The sequence below is a fragment of the Pseudomonas sp. KCJK9016 genome (genome assembly GCF_046231795.1).
Lineage (GTDB): Bacteria > Pseudomonadota > Gammaproteobacteria > Pseudomonadales > Pseudomonadaceae > Aquipseudomonas > Aquipseudomonas bananamidigenes.
The window spans coordinates 1-15,891 of the sequence record NZ_JBJJMM010000008.1 but is presented as its reverse complement, the minus strand read 5'-3'; the positions used below and the strand labels follow the sequence as shown (position 1 = coordinate 15,891).

The window sequence follows — 15,891 nt, the reverse complement described above, 5'->3', positions numbered from 1 at the left end:
AGAGTCAGTTGTTGTTGCTGCCTTTGTTGTCGACGCGGTAGCCGAAGCTGAACCCCACGCCCTGGAACAGCACGACGTCGGCCAGTTGCCGGGCCAGATCACCGGCGCTCGCCAGTTTGGTCTTCGGCACGTAAAGCATGTCGTCCGGTTGCAGGTAGGCGATTTGCGAGGCGTCACCGGCCAGTGCCTTCTCGACGTCATAGCGCACGGCCTGCACCTGATTGCCGTTGCGGCGCATGATCATCACCGAGTCCAGCCGCGCCTTGACGTTGGTGCCCCGGGCCAGGGTCAGCGCCTCAAGCACCGAGACCGGCCGGCGGATCGGGTAGGAGCCAGGCTGGCCGACTTCTCCGAGCACGTAGATTTCGTTGCCGGAGGTGGACTTGAGCATGACGTCCACGGTCATTCTTCCTGGCAGTTGCGCGTAGCGTTTGTTGAGGAAGGTTTCCAGTTGATTGATTGTCATGCCCTGCAGCGGCACGGCACCGATTTCCGGGAAGCTTGCGTAGCCGTCGTTACCCACGGTGATCTCGCGGCTCATGCCGGTGGCCGGATGGTTGAGGGCGCTTTTGAGGTTCTGCTCGTTGGTCAGCGGACTGATGACCTGCACGGTCAACTGATTGCGGTTGGGCTGGAACAACTGTTTGCGCTGATAGGCGCGCTGGATCTCGTCCCGTGCCTCGTCGCTGGTCAGTCCGGCGATCTTCACCGAGGTGTTGGCGCCCGGCAGATTGATGGTGCCGTCCGGCAACACCAGTTGGTTGCCGTTGAGCTGGCTGGCAGCGGTGAAGTTCAGGCCGATCTGGTCACCCGACTGCACGCGGTAAGCGTCCGAGCCGCTGGTGCTGATGTGGAAGATCACATCCAGCACATCCTGCGGGCGCAGGGTCTGCTCGATCCTCGGCATGTCGGTGGCCTGGGCGTTGGCCGGTGTGGCGGTGAGGATGTTCACCGGCATGGTCTGGGTTTCCGAATTGCTGGAGCAACCTGCAAGCGGCAGCATCAGCAGAACCAGTATCTTGGCGTTCATTGCGTCATCCCTCGCGTTGCTTACAGGTTTTTGTACAGCCACTTGGGCATGTAGTACTTGCGCCGGTTGAACACGCTGCCGACCACTTTCGCCCCGGCCTGGGTCAGCCGTTGCACGGCGGCCTGGGCGACTTCCCAGCGGGTGTCCTCGGCGCGCACCACGAACACCACGCCATCGGCCTGAGTGCTGAGCACCAGGGTGTCGGCGGCGGAGTACACGGCATCGCCGTCGATCACCACGAAGCGGTACTGGCTGCCCAACTGGTCGAGCAACGGGCTCAGGCGTTCGGCGGTCAGGTGTTCCATGGTGCGGATCGGCCGGCCGTTGGGCAGGACGTGGAAGGGCAGGCTCGACACCTGCACCACGCAGTCCTGCAACAATGGCGGGTTCTCGGCGTTGAACAGCAGGTCGCGCAGACCGCGCTCCTTGCTCAGGTTCAATTGCTGGGTGAGGTTGTTCGCCGACTGGCTGGCGTCGACGTACAGCACCAGACCGCTGCTCATCTGCGCCAGTTGGCTGGCCATGGCCAGGGCGCTGGTGGTGGTGCCGGCGCCGGGGTTGGCGGCGGTCAGGAACAGGATCCGCAGATCCAGGTCCAGCACGGTCGACGCCAGGTTCGACTCGCTGGGGCTGGCAATGCTCAGGCTTTTGTTGGTTGAACCGTCCATTAGCTTGCTCCGTGGCCGCTGAATACTTTGAAAGGGGTTTTCAACAGGATCTTCAAATCAAGCAACAGGCTCTGCTCGGCGATATAGCTGAGGTCCAACTCAACGCGCTGGTCGAAGTCGATGTTGCTGCGTCCGGAGATCTGCCACAGGCCGGTCATGCCGGGGTAGATCGCCAGACGGGCGAGGTGCTTGTCCTTGTAGCGATAGGCGTTGAACGAGGTCGGGCGAGGGCCGACCAGGCGCATGTCACCGGTCACTACGTTGATCAGGTTGGGCAGTTCGTCGAGGCTGGTGCGCCGCAGGAAACCGCCGATGCGGGTGATGCGCGGGTCCTGATCGATCTTGAAGTCGATCGCGTCGGCGCCGTGCTTGTTGAGGTGGCGCAGCGACTCTTTGAGTTCTTCGGCGTTGGCGACCATGGTGCGGAACTTGAACATGCCGAACTTGCGTCCGCGATAACCGGTGCGTTTCTGCACGAACATCACCGGGCCTTTGCTGGTGAGCTTGATGGCGATGGCCAGGCCGATCAGCAGTGGCGAAAGCATCAGCAGAATGACCAGCGCGCCAATGCAGGCCAGGACCCGGTTGGTGCGCGACAGCTGCCAGGGGCGGCCACCCTCGCGTCCGGTCACCCAGCCTTGCCCCTGGCGGTGGATGGCCGCGTCGAGGCGCATTCGATGTTCCGGATCCATGCGTTTGTCGCGAACCAGGTGTTGGATCGGTACGCCTTTCTCATGTCCAGTCATGGAGTCCTCCGCTGGTGCTCAGCCGCGAACGGCGCGTGGGCGACAGGCTGTCGGGTAGTAATCGCGATACCAGGCGATGAAACGCCCGAGGCCTTCATCCAGCTCTATCCGGGGCTGGAACCCGGTGGCCTGGGCCAGATCGTCGGTGTCGGCACAGGTGTTGAGCACATCGCCCGGTTGCAGGGGCAGCAGCTCGACGATGGCTTTCTGGCCGAGGTGTTTTTCCATCAGGGCCAGGTAGGTTTTCAGCTCCACCGGATGGTGGCCGCCGATGTTGAACAGGCACCACGGCGCCATGCTGCTGCCCGCGTCCGGGTGTTCGCGGTCCCATTCCGGACGGGTATGCGGCGGGTGCGTCGTCAGGCGGGCGATGCTCTCGACGATGTCGTCGATATAGGTGAAGTCCCGCTGGTGCAGGCCGTAGTTGAACAGCTTCAGCGGCAGGCCTTCGGTGATGGCCCGGGCGAACTGGATCGGCGACATGTCCGGCCGGCCCCAGGGTCCGTACACCGTGAAAAAGCGCAGCCCGGTGCAGGGAATGCCGAACAGGTAGCTGTAGCTGTGGGCCATCAGCTCATTGGCCTTTTTGGTCGCGGCGTACAGCGACAGCGGATGATTGACGTCGTCATGCACCGTGTAAGGCGTGTGCTGGTTGGCGCCGTACACCGAACTCGACGAGGCATAGATCAAATGCTCGACCGGGTGGTGCCGGCAACTTTCCAGAATGTTCAGGAAACCGCTGAGGTTGCTGTTCAGGTAGGCCTGCGGGTTTTCCAGCGAATAACGCACCCCGGCCTGCGCCGCCAGGTGGATCACCACTTGCGGGCATTCGCGGACAAACAGCGCATCGACGGCGGCGGCGTCGGCCAGATCGACTCGGGCGATCTGGAATTCACCGACCTGACCGCGCACCCAGCGCACGCGGTCATGCTTGAGCTGCGGGTCGTAGTAGGCGTTGAAATTGTCCAGGCCGACGACCTGATGCCCGTCGCGCATCAAGCGCAACACGCAATGAGCGCCAATGAAGCCGGCCGCACCGGTGACCAGGATCTTCATGGCCGCAACCCGTCAGGCGCGATATGCCGCAGGCCGATGCCGCTGTAGTGCAGGCCGGCGGCGGCCACTTGTTCCGGGTTGTAGAGGTTGCGTCCGTCGATGATCACTTTGGAGCGCAGTTTTTCGGCCAGCAGCTCGAAGTCCACCACGCGAAAGTTCTTCCATTCGGTGCAGATCACCAGCGCATCGGCGTCTTCCAGGGTGTCGTCGCGGGTGGCGCACAGGTGCAGGTCATCGCGGTAGCCGTAAATGCGCCGGCACTCGGACATCGCTTCCGGATCGTAGGCCTGCACGCTCGCACCTTCGGCCCACAGCGCATCCATCAGATATCGGCTGGGGGCTTCGCGCATGTCATCGGTGTTGGGCTTGAACGCCAGGCCCCAGATGGCGATGGATTTGCCGGCCAGCCCCTGCGGGAACTGTGCCTTGAGTTTGCTGAACAGGATGTGCCGCTGACTGTCATTGACCTCGGTGACACTGCGCAGCAGTTTCAGCGGCATGCCGTTGTGCTCGGCGGTGTGCAGCAGGGCGCGCAGATCCTTGGGGAAGCACGAGCCACCAAAACCGCAGCCAGGGTAGATGAAGTGATAACCGATGCGCGGGTCGGAACCGATACCCTTGCGCACCGCCTCAATGTCGGCGCCCAGCCGTTCGGTGAGGTTGGCCAGTTCGTTCATGAAGCTGATACGGGTGGCGAGCATCGCGTTGGCCGCGTACTTGGTCAGCTCGGCGCTGCGGTTGTCCATGAACATCAGTTTTTCGTGGTTGCGGCAGAACGGCGCGTACAGCTCGCTCAACTGTGCACGGGCCTCGGGGTCAAGGGTGCCGACGATGATCCGGTCCGGGCGCATGCAGTCGGCGAGGGCGCTGCCTTCCTTGAGAAATTCGGGGTTGGACACGATCCGCACGTTCACGCCGCTTTTGTCGCGCCGGCGCAATTCGTTGCGGGCAGTGTCCAGCACCTGATCCGCCGTGCCGACCGGCACCGTGGACTTGATGATCAAGGTGCGATCGGCCTCCATGAAGCTTGCGATTTGCTGCGCCACATTGAGCACGTGGCTGAGGTCGGCGGAACCGTCCTCGTCAGCCGGTGTACCCACCGCAATGAAGATCAGTTCGGCATGTTCGACGGCATCGCTGGCCTGGGTGGTGAACAACAGGCGCCCGGCCTTGATGTTTTCTTCCAGAGTGGCCGACAGCCCCGGTTCACTGATAGGCGGAACCGCCTGTTGCAGTTGTTTAATCTTGTTCGGGTCTATATCGACACACAGTACTCGATGTCCGACATCGGCAAGTGCCGCAGCTTGTATCAGGCCAACATAGCCCGTACCAAATACGCTCACGTCCATATTGGCGTGCCTCGCAAGACGGTGGAGGAAGATCGAATTGGAACTGTCAAAAGGGGTATAGCGCAGGGTGGGAAAAGCGTGTCAGCAAAATGACATGTTGCATGTGTATAACACCCCCGTTTTTTTGGGCTAATAGCCATCAAGTACTTGCTGTATCTGGATTTGTCCCGTCCTTGACATGTTTTTCACAATTCCAAGAAAGCGATAAACGGTCGTAGGCCACAAAATTCAAGGCCTGTAGCGACTTGGGTGTGTCAGTTTTGAGTCAATGTTTTTTTGACGCTTTTGGCCAAAGTCCGACAATTCTTGCGCTTTGAAGGCTCGCTGCTAGTGTCAGAAATTGACCGACAAGCGATTGACAATACCTGCTGCCAGTGCCTGGAATCGCCATGTTTCGATATTTGAAAGAACTGCTTTTAATTATCTATCTACTGCTTTATTCCGATTATTACCTTGAACGTTTAAACGCCATAGGAATCGGTTCGGCAGTACTGCTTTTTGGCGCGATGTTTTTGGCGCTGACTTTCGCATTATTACTAACGGCCTATATAAGGCAGACTTTCATCCGGCACTTGTTCGCATTGGCGATGTTTGTCTCGGCGGTGTTCTTTGATGTGTATACACGGGTGACTGCCGACTACCTGACGTACAGCAGTTTTGTCTCGCTGGTGTACTCGGGCGGCTTCATTCAGGAAGCGGCTTACCAGTACCGCGACGCGATCGTTCATGGTGTGCTCAACGGTCTGTTGCTGCTGCTCGGTATCGGCCTGCGGCCGCGTCATTCGATTCCGGTTCCCGGCCCATTGCGAGTCGCGGCGCCGATTATGGGTGTGTTGCTGCTCAGCGCCGTGCTGTTCGTGCGGGCCGGAGAAGGGGCGCGGGGCTTGCCGATCATGTACACACCGCTGGCCTACCTCAACCTGTTCGGTTACGAGGCGCTGCACAATACTGTCGGGCCCCGTGAACCGGTGACACTGGCGCGCATCGGCCCCGCAGTGAGTCACGACATCGTGCTGATCATCGACGAAAGCATTTCCGGCAATTACCTGGACATCAACACGCCGTTCGGCGTGCACAGCAGCCTCAAGCAAGCGCATCCCGGCGTGGACATTTTCAATTACGGCTACGCCGCGTCCATCGCCAACTGCAGCGCCGACACCAACGTCACGCTGCGCTACGGCGGCACCCGTGGCGATTACATGCGTATCAACAGCACCAAACCGTCGATCTGGCAGTACGCGAAAAAGGCCGGCCTGCGCACGGTCTACATCGATGCCCAGCGCACCGGCGGCAACCTGCAGAACCTGATGACCGACAGCGAGAAAAAGGACATCGACGAATTCGTGCAATTCGACCAGACCAGTGTCCGCGATCGCGACATGGCCGCCGCTGCCAAACTGATCGAGCTGCTCAACGACGACAGACCGGAGCTGGTGGTGATCAACAAGGTCGGCGCGCACTTCCCGGTGCACGACAAATACCCGGACGCCTTCATGGCTTACCGTCCGACCTTGCCGCGCGGCCAATTCACTGAAATCGCCGACACCGGCAAACGCGACGGTTTCAACGGCCAGCCGGATGACTGGGTGCTTTACCGCAACGCCTACAAGAACACCGTGTTGTGGAACGTCGGCGAGTTTTTTTCGCGGGTGTTCGCCCAGGCCAACCTGAGCAACGCGCTGCTGATCTACACCTCGGATCACGGCCAGGATCTGCACGAACGCGGCAACCCGGGGCTCAACACCCATTGCGGCGGCGACCCGGTAGAAGAGGAAGGGCTGGTGCCACTGGTGGTGATTCAGGGCGATCAATTGCACACGCTGGACTGGTCGGCACAACTGGCGGCGAACAAGGATCGCTCCAGTCACTACAACATCTTCCCGACACTGTTGCAGTTGATGGGCTATGACCTGGCGGGGATCGAGCCGATCTACGGCAAACCGCTGAGCGTGCCGACGGCGGACGACTTCACCTTCAACTACCGCTTCAATGCGCGACTGGGGGCCAGGCCCGAGTGGAAGCACATCGACCTGAACAGCATTGTGACGCCGGGTGAGGCGTCGACCAGTGTTGCAGCAGGGCAGTAACTCATCGCGATCCGCTATCCTTGCCCGACACGCAACGATCGGATGGCGGCATGCTGCAGGTTCAAAACGTCTTCAAAAGCTATCTCACTCCGCAAGGCCCGTTGCCGGTGCTGCAAGGCATCGACCTGACGCTCGAACCCGGCAGCAGTCTGGCGCTGATGGGCGAGTCGGGCAGCGGCAAAAGCACATTGCTGCATCTGATCGCCGGTCTGGACAAGGCCGACAGCGGCAGCATACGCAGCGGCGAATTTCGACTCGACGAAATGAGTGAAGCGCAACTGGCCGGTTGGCGCCGTACGGAAATCGGTCTGGTGTTCCAGCAGTACAACCTGATCGGCAGTTTGCGGATCGAGGACAACCTGGCGTTTCAGGCGCGACTCGCCGGGCGGCATGACCCGCGCTGGCAGCATCATCTGGTGCAGCGTCTGGGGCTGAAAGACTTGCTCAAGCGATATCCCGAACAGCTTTCCGGCGGCCAGCAGCAAAGGGTCGCGCTCGGCCGGGCACTGGCGTCGCGGCCTGCATTGTTGCTGGCGGACGAACCCACCGGAAGTCTCGACGAAGCGACCAGCGATGAAGTGCTGCGGCTGTTGCTGGAACTGCTCGACGACACGCCGACCACGTTGTTGATGGTCACGCACAGTCGGCGCGTGGCCGCTCGGCTGGCTGCGCGCGTGGTGCTGTCCAGCGGGCGTCTGACGTGAGGGTTTTGCGGCAGACCCTGATCGCCTTGTTCAGTCATTGGCGACGACATCCGGTGCAATTTTTCAGCGTGCTGACCGGGTTGTGGCTGGCCACCAGCCTGCTGACCGGTGTCGAAGCGCTCAACAGTCAGGCCCGGGGCAGTTACGCCCGCGCCAGCCAGATGATCGGCGGCGAACCCCAGGCCAGCCTCGGCACGCCAAATGGCGCGACGTTTTCCCAGCAGTGGTTTGTCGATCTGCGCCGTCAGGGCTGGCCGGTTTCGCCGGTGCTGCAAGGGCGTTTGATTCTCAAGGGGCACGAATCCCAACGCCTGCAACTGATGGGCATCGAACCGGTATCCCTGCCCGCCGACAGCGCGGTGGCAGGGCAGGCGATGCCGATCGAACGCATCGTCGAATTTTTCAGCCCGCCGGGCAGCACCTGGATTTCCCCCGACACCTTGCAAGCGCTGAACCTGTCCGAAGGTGCGACACCGCAAACCGTAACCGGCCAGACATTGCCACCGCTGCTGGCGCAAAAGGACATGGCGCCCGGTGTGTTGCTGGTAGACATCGGCGCGGCCCAGCGAATCCTTGAGCAACCGGATCAACTGTCGCGCCTGCTGCTGCCCAAGGATTTTCACGCGGATCTGCCGGCAGCGTTCCAGGGTCAGTTGCAGCTCAAGAGCAGCGGTGAAGAAAACAACCTGGCGCGGCTGACCGAAAGCTTTCACCTGAATCTCGACGCGCTGGGATTTCTCTCGTTCATCGTCGGCCTGTTCATCGTGCATGCCGCCATTGGCCTCGCACTGGAGCAGCGTCGCGGATTGCTGCGTACCTTGCGCGCCTGTGGTGTCAGTGCACGAATGCTGATCGCTTGCCTGACCGTCGAACTCGGTGCGCTGGCGTTGATCGGCGGGTTGTTCGGCGTCGTCAGCGGTTACTGGCTGGCGAGCGTGTTGCTGCCGGATGTCGCCGCCAGCCTGCGCGGGTTGTACGGTGCGGAAGTGGCGGGGCAGTTGCGCCTCAGTCCCTGGTGGTGGTTCAGCGGTATCGGTCTGAGCCTGCTTGGCGCGTTGCTGGCTGGCGCCAGCAGCCTGCTGCGGGCGGCGCGGCTGCCATTGCTGGCGGTGGCCGATCCGCAGGCCTGGCATGAACAGCATGCGCGCTGGCTGCGGCGTCAGGGTCGGGTGGCCGGGGTGTTCGCGGTGATTGCCTTGATCGCGCTGGTGTGGGGCAACAGTCTGGCCAGCGGATTTGCGCTGATGGCCGGGTTGCTGCTCGGCGCTGCGCTGGCGTTGCCAGTGGTGCTCAGTGCGCTGTTGAACGGCTTGCCCGGGCGCCGCCGTTCGGTGCTGGGACAGTGGTTTCTCGCCGACTGCCGGCAACAATTGCCGGCGCTGAGTCTGGCGTTGATGGCGCTGCTGTTGGCGATGGCGGCCAACATCGGTGCCGGCAGCATGACCGCCGGTTTTCGCCAGACCTTCAACGACTGGCTCGAGCAGCGGCTCTCCGCCGAACTGTATTTGAATCCGAACAATCCGGCGCAGTCTCGCGAGCTGTACAGTTGGCTCAAGCAACAGTCGGATGTCACGGCGATCCTGCCCAACTGGCAGATTTCGGTGACATTGCAGGGTTGGCCGACGGATGTGTTCGGCATCATCGACCATCCGTACTATCGCCAGCACTGGCCGCTGCTCGAATCCCGCGGCGCCGATCCATGGGCGTTGCTGGCCACGGATGACGCGGTGATGCTCAGCGAGCAACTTGCGCGCCGGCTCAAGGTGCGGCCGGGTGATCACCTGACGATTCCCACGCCGGGCCTGTCGTGGTCGCCTCGTGTCGTCGGGATCTACGCCGACTACGGCAATCCCAAAGGGCATGTGCTGGTCAACAGCAATCACCTGTTGCGCAGTTGGCCGCAACTGACACCGAACCGCTTCAACCTGCGGATCGAGCCGGCAAGGATTCCGGCATTGCTCAGCGCCTTGCAGGCACGTTTCCAGCTCGACGACAGCCGCATTGTCGACCAGGCGCGGCTCAAGGGCTGGTCGGTGCAGGTTTTTGAACGGACCTTTGCCGCGACGGCCGCGCTCAACAGCCTGACGCTCGCGGTCGCCGGAGTGGCGCTGTTCATCAGCCTGCTAACCCAGAGCCAGAGCCGCCTCGGCCAACTGGCACCACTGTGGGCACTGGGCGTGACACGACGGCAACTGATGCTGCTCAACCTCGGCCAGACCTGGTTGCTGGCGGTGCTGACGCTGGTGTTGGCGTTGCCGTTGGGCATCGGACTGGCGTGGTGTCTGGATGCGGTGATCAATGTGCAGGCCTTCGGCTGGCGCCTGCCGCTGCGGGTGTTTCCGTGGCAGTTGCTGCAACTGACCGGGCTGGCGTTGTTGGCGACGTTGCTGGCTTCGGCGTGGCCGCTGTATTCGCTGTACCGTACACAACCGGCGGATCTGCTGAGGACGTTTGCCCATGAGGATTGAATTCGTCCCGTTGGTGCTGCTGTTGATGCTCGGTGGTTGTGACAACCCGGCACCGGAGCAGAAAGGCTTCGCCGGGATGGGCGCTCAGGCCGAGGCCTTCACGCCGGTGGTGCCGGGGCGGGCATTCAGCTTTCCGGCGGATCACGGCGCCCACGAGGGTTTTCGCATCGAGTGGTGGTATGTCACCGCCAATCTCAAGGACACCCAGGGCAATGATTTCGGCGTGCAGTGGACGTTGTTTCGCAGTGCGTTGAACGCTTCGCCGCAACAGCCGGGCTGGGCCAGTCAAACGATCTGGCTCGGTCATGCAGCGGTGACATCGGCCAACGTCCATCACGCTGCCGAGCGCTACGCCCGGGGCGGCGTCGGCCAGGCCGGTGTGCGTGCGGTGCCCTTCGAGGCGTGGATCGATGACTGGCGTTTCGTCAGCCAGGCAAGCGATCCGCTGGGCGACATGCAGCTCAGCGCAAAGGACAAGAATTTCAGCTATCAGTTGAGGCTGACTTCCAGCCGTCCGCTGGTGCTGCAAGGCGATCATGGCTTCAGTCAGAAGTCCGAACAGGGTCAGGCCTCTTACTATTACAGCCAGCCGTTTTTCCAGGCCAGCGGCACCCTGCAAATCGATGGCAAGACCTACACCGTCAGCGGCCCGGCGTGGCTCGACCGCGAATGGAGCAGCCAGCCACTAACCGCCAACCAGACCGGTTGGGACTGGTTCTCCCTGCATCTGGACGACGGCGCCCACGTCATGCTCTATCGCATGCGCCAGAAGGAGGGCGCGCCGTACCTCACCGGCACCTGGATTGGCGCCGATGGCCAGACCGAAACGCTGCGCGCCGGGCAGATCAAACTGACTGCGCAAGACAATGCGAATATCGCCGGCCGTTCGATGCCGGTGCGCTGGTCGATCGGCATCCCGGACAAACACCTGGACATTACCCTCGATGCAATCAATCACGATGCCTGGATGGGACTGCGCATTCCGTACTGGGAAGGTCCGGTGCGCTTGAGCGGCAGCCAAGGCGGGCGCGGGTATCTGGAGATGACCGGGTATTGATCCCTTTGAAATACGTCGGAACTCTGCGGCCTTTGCCGTTCTCTATCGGGAACGCGGCGCGACTTTTGACCCGCGACCGAGTCGAGGACTCCCATGAGCGACGACCTTAAGCCCCCTGACCTCGCCACCTGGCAGCGTCTGTTCGACGATGAAGCCTATTGGCAACAATCTCCCGATGCGTATTTTCTGGACTTGCAGCGTCTGGCCGATGACCTGTTCGGTCAGGGCGCCATCGACCTGGATCAATGGCAGGACCTGACGGACAAGGCCAGGGCGCGGCACAAGCATTCGCCTGAAGCCAACGTCGCCCGGGAACTCGACGACCCTGAAGCCTGAGGAGTCAGCCATGAACAGCAAAACCGACCATTCTCACCCGGACGAGCCCCGGCCACCGGGCGAAACCGAACGGGATAACGATGCCCTGCGTCCGACCGATCCCACCCGTCGCAAGGACAGCGGCAAAGGCACCCCGAGCGGCGAATCGACAGCCCAAGAAACCGCGAAACAGCGCTAAGCGGCATCCAGGTTCCTTGGCGGCTTGAGAGGGAAGGAGGGGAGGCGCCACCAGGTCGTGCATTCCGTCGCCAAGTGTCTCGACACCGATGTGGATAAAGGTCTGCCTGGCTCAGCCGAGGGGATCGGTGAGTTGCGTAACGCCGTGGGCGGCAGCAACCCGGGTGGCGAGTTGTTTCGCCAGAGTCAGGTACAACTGAAAATCACCAGAATTGATTCAATGAAAAAACGGGTCAGGCTGGAAACCCTTCAGGCACTTCCAAGGATGTATTAAAAGTGACCAGTGAGCATCAAGGCTGAGTATTAACTCTACAGAGTGACTGTTCTTGTACAAATAGTGGTATGAAAACAGTCATATAAAGTGTTCCCGAGCGGGGTATTCGCGAAGTTTGTCGGGAAATATCGATGATCAGTGGTTGTTAACGTTTTAGTACATAAAATTCATTTTCAATTAGCACGACATATCTGCCAACTTCCATTAAAATCCTTCCCGTTCGCCCAGTGTCAGGGCTCTTTACCGGTGCATGGATTGCCAGGCCATTACACTGGGCGGACACCTCCTCAGAACAGAGGACCAAAGAATTCGAATAAAAAAGGGCGACTGTAAAGTCGCCCTTTTTTATTGTCTGCGGAATTTCGCCGCTCACATGCCTTGCTGTATCTGAATACGCCTGAGTGTCTGCTGATACATCGTGGTGCGGCGATGGTTTTTCGCGTAGCCACCGGCAGCCGCGACGGTGCCGGCCTGGATGTGATCCAGGTAACGGAAAATCGTACGCGGCGACAGAAACCTGATGCCGTAACCAAGGCTGCTTAACCGATCCTGCAGCGTGTATCCCGGGACCCGGTCATCCATCGAGAAATGCAGGCCATGGGCCTTGATCAACCGGGCATTCCACAAGGTGCAGAAGCTTTTGAGGTGGGTTTCACGATACGGCTTTGGCTCCCGGGAGCGCAGGCCCAACTGCAGTTTCGCCCGCCGGAAATAGTGTTTGAAGTAACGTGAAGACAAGCGCCAGGCCTCTCTTAAAACACCCCGGTCAAGCTGTTCGACACAACCGACTGCCGCTGTATCCAAAGATTGCATGCACTCTTTCATCATCATTGAAAAGACACGGCCGTCGTAAACGAAAGTGTCGGTGTGCAGCAAAAAAAGATAATCGGTTTCAAGCTTTTCAAGTGCCAGATCAAGCGCCTTGCCGTGAGCGATATGACCGGCTTCTTTGCCGGGAGAAGGTCGCTCGATCAAGTTGATCCAGTCCAGGGTGCGCAAGTAAGCCAGACTTTCATCGGCAGAATCGTTGTCCACGACCCATACCGGGATCCGGTTGTCCTTCACGTATCGTTCGAGAAACTCCAGGCACATCCGGGTCATGTCCGGTGTCTTGTAATTGACCAATACCAGACTGAATGTGGGCTGTTTTTCCGAGGGGAATTCAAACGCTCTCATGGTCAGGGCTCACATCGGATCGAATGGTTTCGCAGGCGGTGATCAACACACAGAACCCGCTGCGATGTGGCCCGGATGGTAGGGACGCAACCTTAGTTCAAGCTTAATTTCGGTTAAGATGCGCCGCCCTGTTCGGATCAAGGAAGACAACGGCCTGCGCCGTTCGCCACGGATGAAACCACTTCCCTCTACCACCCGGCGCTGTACTGGCTGCGCGTGTGGCAAAAAAGACTGTTCCGCCACATCGCCTGGCACTGCTCGGGCAAACGCTACGCACGGCCTGCCGCGACGGCTGAACGCTTGCCGTATCGCTACCTCAAACACACCTCAAAACTGATCCGCAAACTCGGCGATTCCGACCTTGCGCTGCAACACAACAAAGTCATCAACCTAAAACTCGCGGTCGCCGCCCTCGACGGCGTCACCATCGCCCCCGGCGAATATTTCTCCTTCTGCCGCCTTGTCGGCCGCCCGACCCGAAAACGCGGCTACGTCGAAGGCATGGAACTGTCCTTCGGCCAGGCCCGCACCGGCATCGGCGGCGGCATCTGCCAACTCAGCAACCTCATCCACTGGATGGCCATTCACTCATCCCTGGACGTCATCGAACGCGCCAACCACAGCTTCGACCCCTTCCCGGACGATGGCCGCGTCCTGCCATTCGGCTCGGGCGCGGCGATCTTCTACAACTACATCGACCTGGTACTGCACAACCCGACGGACCGGAGCTTTCAGCTGAAGTTGAAAGTCGGGGAAACGCAACTGGAGGGGGAATTGTTGAGCGACCGGGAACGGGAGTTTCGGTACCACGTGTTTGAGGTGGGGCACCGGTTTGTGCGGGAGGGGGAGCGGGTGTTTCGGGAGAACGAGATCTGGCGGGAGGTGCGGGAGAAGGGGCAGGTGGGGGCGTTGGTGGTGAGGGAGAAGTTGTATGGGAATCGGGTGGTGGTTAAGTATGCGGTGGAGGAGCAAATCATTGAAAGGCAGCAGTAAGTTGTGTTTTTTTCTTAGGTTTTGAGCGGGTGACGGAAATAACGAAATTACAGGTTTCGGTAGGGATACGTTTCGCCGCATAGGTGAAAGGTATCGTCCAGATAATAAACTCCGGAAATCGAGTTTATTACAAGTTCCAGCTTTCCCTTTGATGGGAAGAGCAAATAGAACAACTCAAAGAATAAATGGTCCTTGATGAGGGTCGCTGCTACGTCTGGATGGCTTTTTATAAGGGTTGAAAATGGCGGGTAATTGCAATCTCGTAATTCAGGGATATCGGCGTAGCCTTGTTTGTTATCGTCTTGTATACATTCGGCGATGAATGCATTTGTTAGCTCGTAGAATTGCTCTGGTAGTTCGTGAATTTTTATTGATAAAGCATATTTTTTTGCATTGTTAGAGAGAGGTTCACCGAAGCCAAGGCTGCGATAGGTTACCGAGGTTGGGTCGATGATTTTGTTTTCTGATTTGAAGATCATGATTTTTAATCGTTGGTTGAGGTGAAGGTCAATGCTGTAATGTTTTTCGATTTATGGTTATAAAGTAATTTGCTATTTGTAAATGCGATATCCGGTATCAAAGTTACTGGTGGTGTGAGTGTTGCTATATGTGGAATCAAATAGACCTGTAAGAGGTGGTTGAGAAAATTTTTCTCTTGAATTTAATTTTTCTAAAGATTTTTGAAGTTTTGGATAGCTTTCTATGTATATGTATTCTGATGAGTTGAATTCAAGTGATATATTTTTTGGCGAAATTAAGGCGAGATTGATAGAAATGTCTGGAGCCGAGAAAAGTCTTCCGCTGATATCGTAAATTTTATCTCCTGTACTTAAATCCTGGCCATATTGCTCGTGGATTATATATTCGTCATCTCGATTTGATGAGCGCAAAAGCTTTTCGTAGCCCTTTATTGATTCAAAGGAAATGCTGGCATGCTTTATTATGAGAAAACCGTCATCGGTCATGTTTTCCAGAAAAGTTGAGTTTTGTCTGTTGATCGAGGAGATAACGGGCTCGTCGATTAAGTTTAGTACGAAGTTTGATAATGTAAGGCTAAATTTTTTCTGAGGGTTTTCGATGGGTAGAATGCGGATATAAGTTATTAGTCCACCTGCGTTATCGGAGTCGATCGCGCCAAAACACTCTGTAACATCAATTGAGAAAATCATCGTGCTCTCCAGCGAGAACTGAATACACCGGTTTGGAGAAGATGTTGGAGATGGAAGATTTTTAATCTTCTTCATTCCATTCCGCATCTGAGGGCAGTGGTGGATTGTCTTCAAGAACATAATGTATGAAATGGGTTGAAAAGGGGGCGGGTTTATTTTTTTCAACGAAAAAATAGATTTCTATCTTTTGGTCGTGTTGTATTGGTTTGTTATGCTTCAAGCATAAAATCTTCAATTTTTTTAATAAATTCCATCTTGTTTTTTGTTTTGAATTTCCCTAGGAGTGTCTCAGAGTTTTTTAAAGGGTTCCCTTTATTGTCGTACTTGATCGTTAGGAATTCAATTACAAACTCCCCCGATGGGTCTCCTTCTGGTTCAACTCTGGAGTCAAAGCAGTGTCCCGTAGTTTGTCGTGCACCACCTAGTAAAACTGAACTGCTAAACCACTCTGCAGTTTCGGGAGTGAGATCAACCTCGTAAAGATTGTTGATTGTGATTGTCCATCCGCTTGGTACTCGGATGGGTTGGAGTTCGTATTTAAGTTTTGTTCTCATGTTCTTTGTTTTTTTTCATGTATAAATTTGGCGTTCAAGTAAGCGGA

The 15,891-nt window shown here is 58.2% G+C and carries 16 protein-coding genes; 7 read left to right on the top strand and 9 right to left on the bottom strand.

All coding sequences use genetic code 11. The features are described 5' to 3' along the window. Window positions 1-4 precede the first annotated feature (4 nt). From ACK6BI_RS09645 to ACK6BI_RS09625, 5 genes are read right to left on the bottom strand one after another with little or no spacing between them, the layout of a single operon-like run. Entirely contained in the window at window positions 5-1,030 is a 1,026-nt protein-coding gene (locus ACK6BI_RS09645; protein WP_065261824.1) for a polysaccharide biosynthesis/export family protein, read from the bottom strand. A 20-nt stretch (window positions 1,031-1,050) separates the two neighbouring features. After that, window positions 1,051-1,698 carry a CpsD/CapB family tyrosine-protein kinase gene (locus ACK6BI_RS09640; RefSeq protein WP_065261825.1) on the bottom strand — a complete coding sequence of 216 codons (648 nt, stop codon included), beginning with the start codon at window positions 1,696-1,698 and terminating at the stop codon, window positions 1,051-1,053. Further along, entirely contained in the window at window positions 1,698-2,444 is a 747-nt protein-coding gene (locus tag ACK6BI_RS09635) for a sugar transferase (protein WP_409316902.1), read from the bottom strand. The genes ACK6BI_RS09640 and ACK6BI_RS09635 overlap by 1 nt, the downstream gene beginning before the upstream one ends. 18 nt (window positions 2,445-2,462) lie before the next feature. Beyond that, entirely contained in the window at window positions 2,463-3,500 is a 1,038-nt protein-coding gene (locus ACK6BI_RS09630) for an NAD-dependent epimerase/dehydratase family protein (RefSeq protein WP_409316901.1), read from the bottom strand. Next, window positions 3,497-4,849 (bottom strand): UDP-glucose dehydrogenase family protein, encoded by a 1,353-nt coding sequence (locus ACK6BI_RS09625; RefSeq protein ID WP_409316900.1) that lies wholly within the window; start codon window positions 4,847-4,849, stop codon window positions 3,497-3,499. Before ACK6BI_RS09625 ends, ACK6BI_RS09630 begins: the two co-directional genes overlap by 4 nt. A gap of 389 nt (window positions 4,850-5,238) precedes the next feature. Here ACK6BI_RS09625 and ACK6BI_RS09620 point away from each other — a divergent pair, with 389 nt between their 5' ends. The 6 genes from ACK6BI_RS09620 (at window position 5,239) to ACK6BI_RS09595 (ending at window position 11,679) form a co-directional block, all read left to right on the top strand. Then, complete coding sequence (locus ACK6BI_RS09620) at window positions 5,239-6,936, top strand: sulfatase-like hydrolase/transferase (protein ID WP_409316899.1); 1,698 nt, start codon at window positions 5,239-5,241, stop codon at window positions 6,934-6,936. Window positions 6,937-6,986: 50 nt separating this feature from the next. Continuing rightward, a complete protein-coding gene (locus ACK6BI_RS09615; RefSeq protein WP_409316898.1) occupies window positions 6,987-7,640 on the top strand; it encodes an ABC transporter ATP-binding protein in 654 nt (217 codons plus the stop codon). Beyond that, a complete protein-coding gene (locus ACK6BI_RS09610) occupies window positions 7,637-10,108 on the top strand; it encodes an FtsX-like permease family protein (RefSeq protein WP_409316897.1) in 2,472 nt (823 codons plus the stop codon). Before ACK6BI_RS09615 ends, ACK6BI_RS09610 begins: the two co-directional genes overlap by 4 nt. Further along, window positions 10,098-11,165 carry a lipocalin-like domain-containing protein gene (locus tag ACK6BI_RS09605; protein ID WP_409316896.1) on the top strand — a complete coding sequence of 356 codons (1,068 nt, stop codon included), beginning with the start codon at window positions 10,098-10,100 and terminating at the stop codon, window positions 11,163-11,165. The genes ACK6BI_RS09610 and ACK6BI_RS09605 overlap by 11 nt, the downstream gene beginning before the upstream one ends. 93 nt (window positions 11,166-11,258) lie before the next feature. Beyond that, window positions 11,259-11,501, top strand: coding sequence for a hypothetical protein (locus ACK6BI_RS09600; protein WP_409316895.1), 243 nt, complete (start codon window positions 11,259-11,261; stop codon window positions 11,499-11,501). A gap of 10 nt (window positions 11,502-11,511) precedes the next feature. Further along, window positions 11,512-11,679: a hypothetical protein gene (locus tag ACK6BI_RS09595; protein WP_176704500.1), complete on the top strand. Its 168-nt coding sequence runs from the start codon at window positions 11,512-11,514 to the stop codon at window positions 11,677-11,679. A 642-nt stretch (window positions 11,680-12,321) separates the two neighbouring features. Here the strand turns inward: ACK6BI_RS09595 and ACK6BI_RS09590 are convergent. Next, complete coding sequence (locus ACK6BI_RS09590; protein ID WP_409316894.1) at window positions 12,322-13,128, bottom strand: glycosyltransferase family 2 protein; 807 nt, start codon at window positions 13,126-13,128, stop codon at window positions 12,322-12,324. A 201-nt stretch (window positions 13,129-13,329) separates the two neighbouring features. Between ACK6BI_RS09590 and ACK6BI_RS09585 the strand changes: the two genes are divergently transcribed. Further along, window positions 13,330-14,121 (top strand): VanW family protein, encoded by a 792-nt coding sequence (locus ACK6BI_RS09585; RefSeq protein ID WP_409317027.1) that lies wholly within the window; start codon window positions 13,330-13,332, stop codon window positions 14,119-14,121. 47 nt (window positions 14,122-14,168) lie between these two features. Here ACK6BI_RS09585 and ACK6BI_RS09580 read toward each other — a convergent pair whose 3' ends face one another. The 3 genes from ACK6BI_RS09580 to ACK6BI_RS09570 all read right to left on the bottom strand — a co-directional run bounded on the left by ACK6BI_RS09580 (window position 14,169) and on the right by ACK6BI_RS09570 (window position 15,844). Next, on the bottom strand, window positions 14,169-14,600 hold the full coding sequence (locus ACK6BI_RS09580; RefSeq protein ID WP_409316893.1) for a hypothetical protein: 432 nt from the start codon (window positions 14,598-14,600) through the stop codon (window positions 14,169-14,171). Between the two features lie 72 nt (window positions 14,601-14,672). After that, on the bottom strand, window positions 14,673-15,290 hold the full coding sequence (locus tag ACK6BI_RS09575; protein ID WP_409316892.1) for a hypothetical protein: 618 nt from the start codon (window positions 15,288-15,290) through the stop codon (window positions 14,673-14,675). A 209-nt stretch (window positions 15,291-15,499) separates the two neighbouring features. Next, the gene (locus tag ACK6BI_RS09570) at window positions 15,500-15,844 is read right to left on the bottom strand and encodes a hypothetical protein (protein ID WP_409316891.1); all 345 of its coding nucleotides are present in this window, start codon (window positions 15,842-15,844) and stop codon (window positions 15,500-15,502) included. Between the last annotated feature and the right edge of the window lie 47 nt (window positions 15,845-15,891).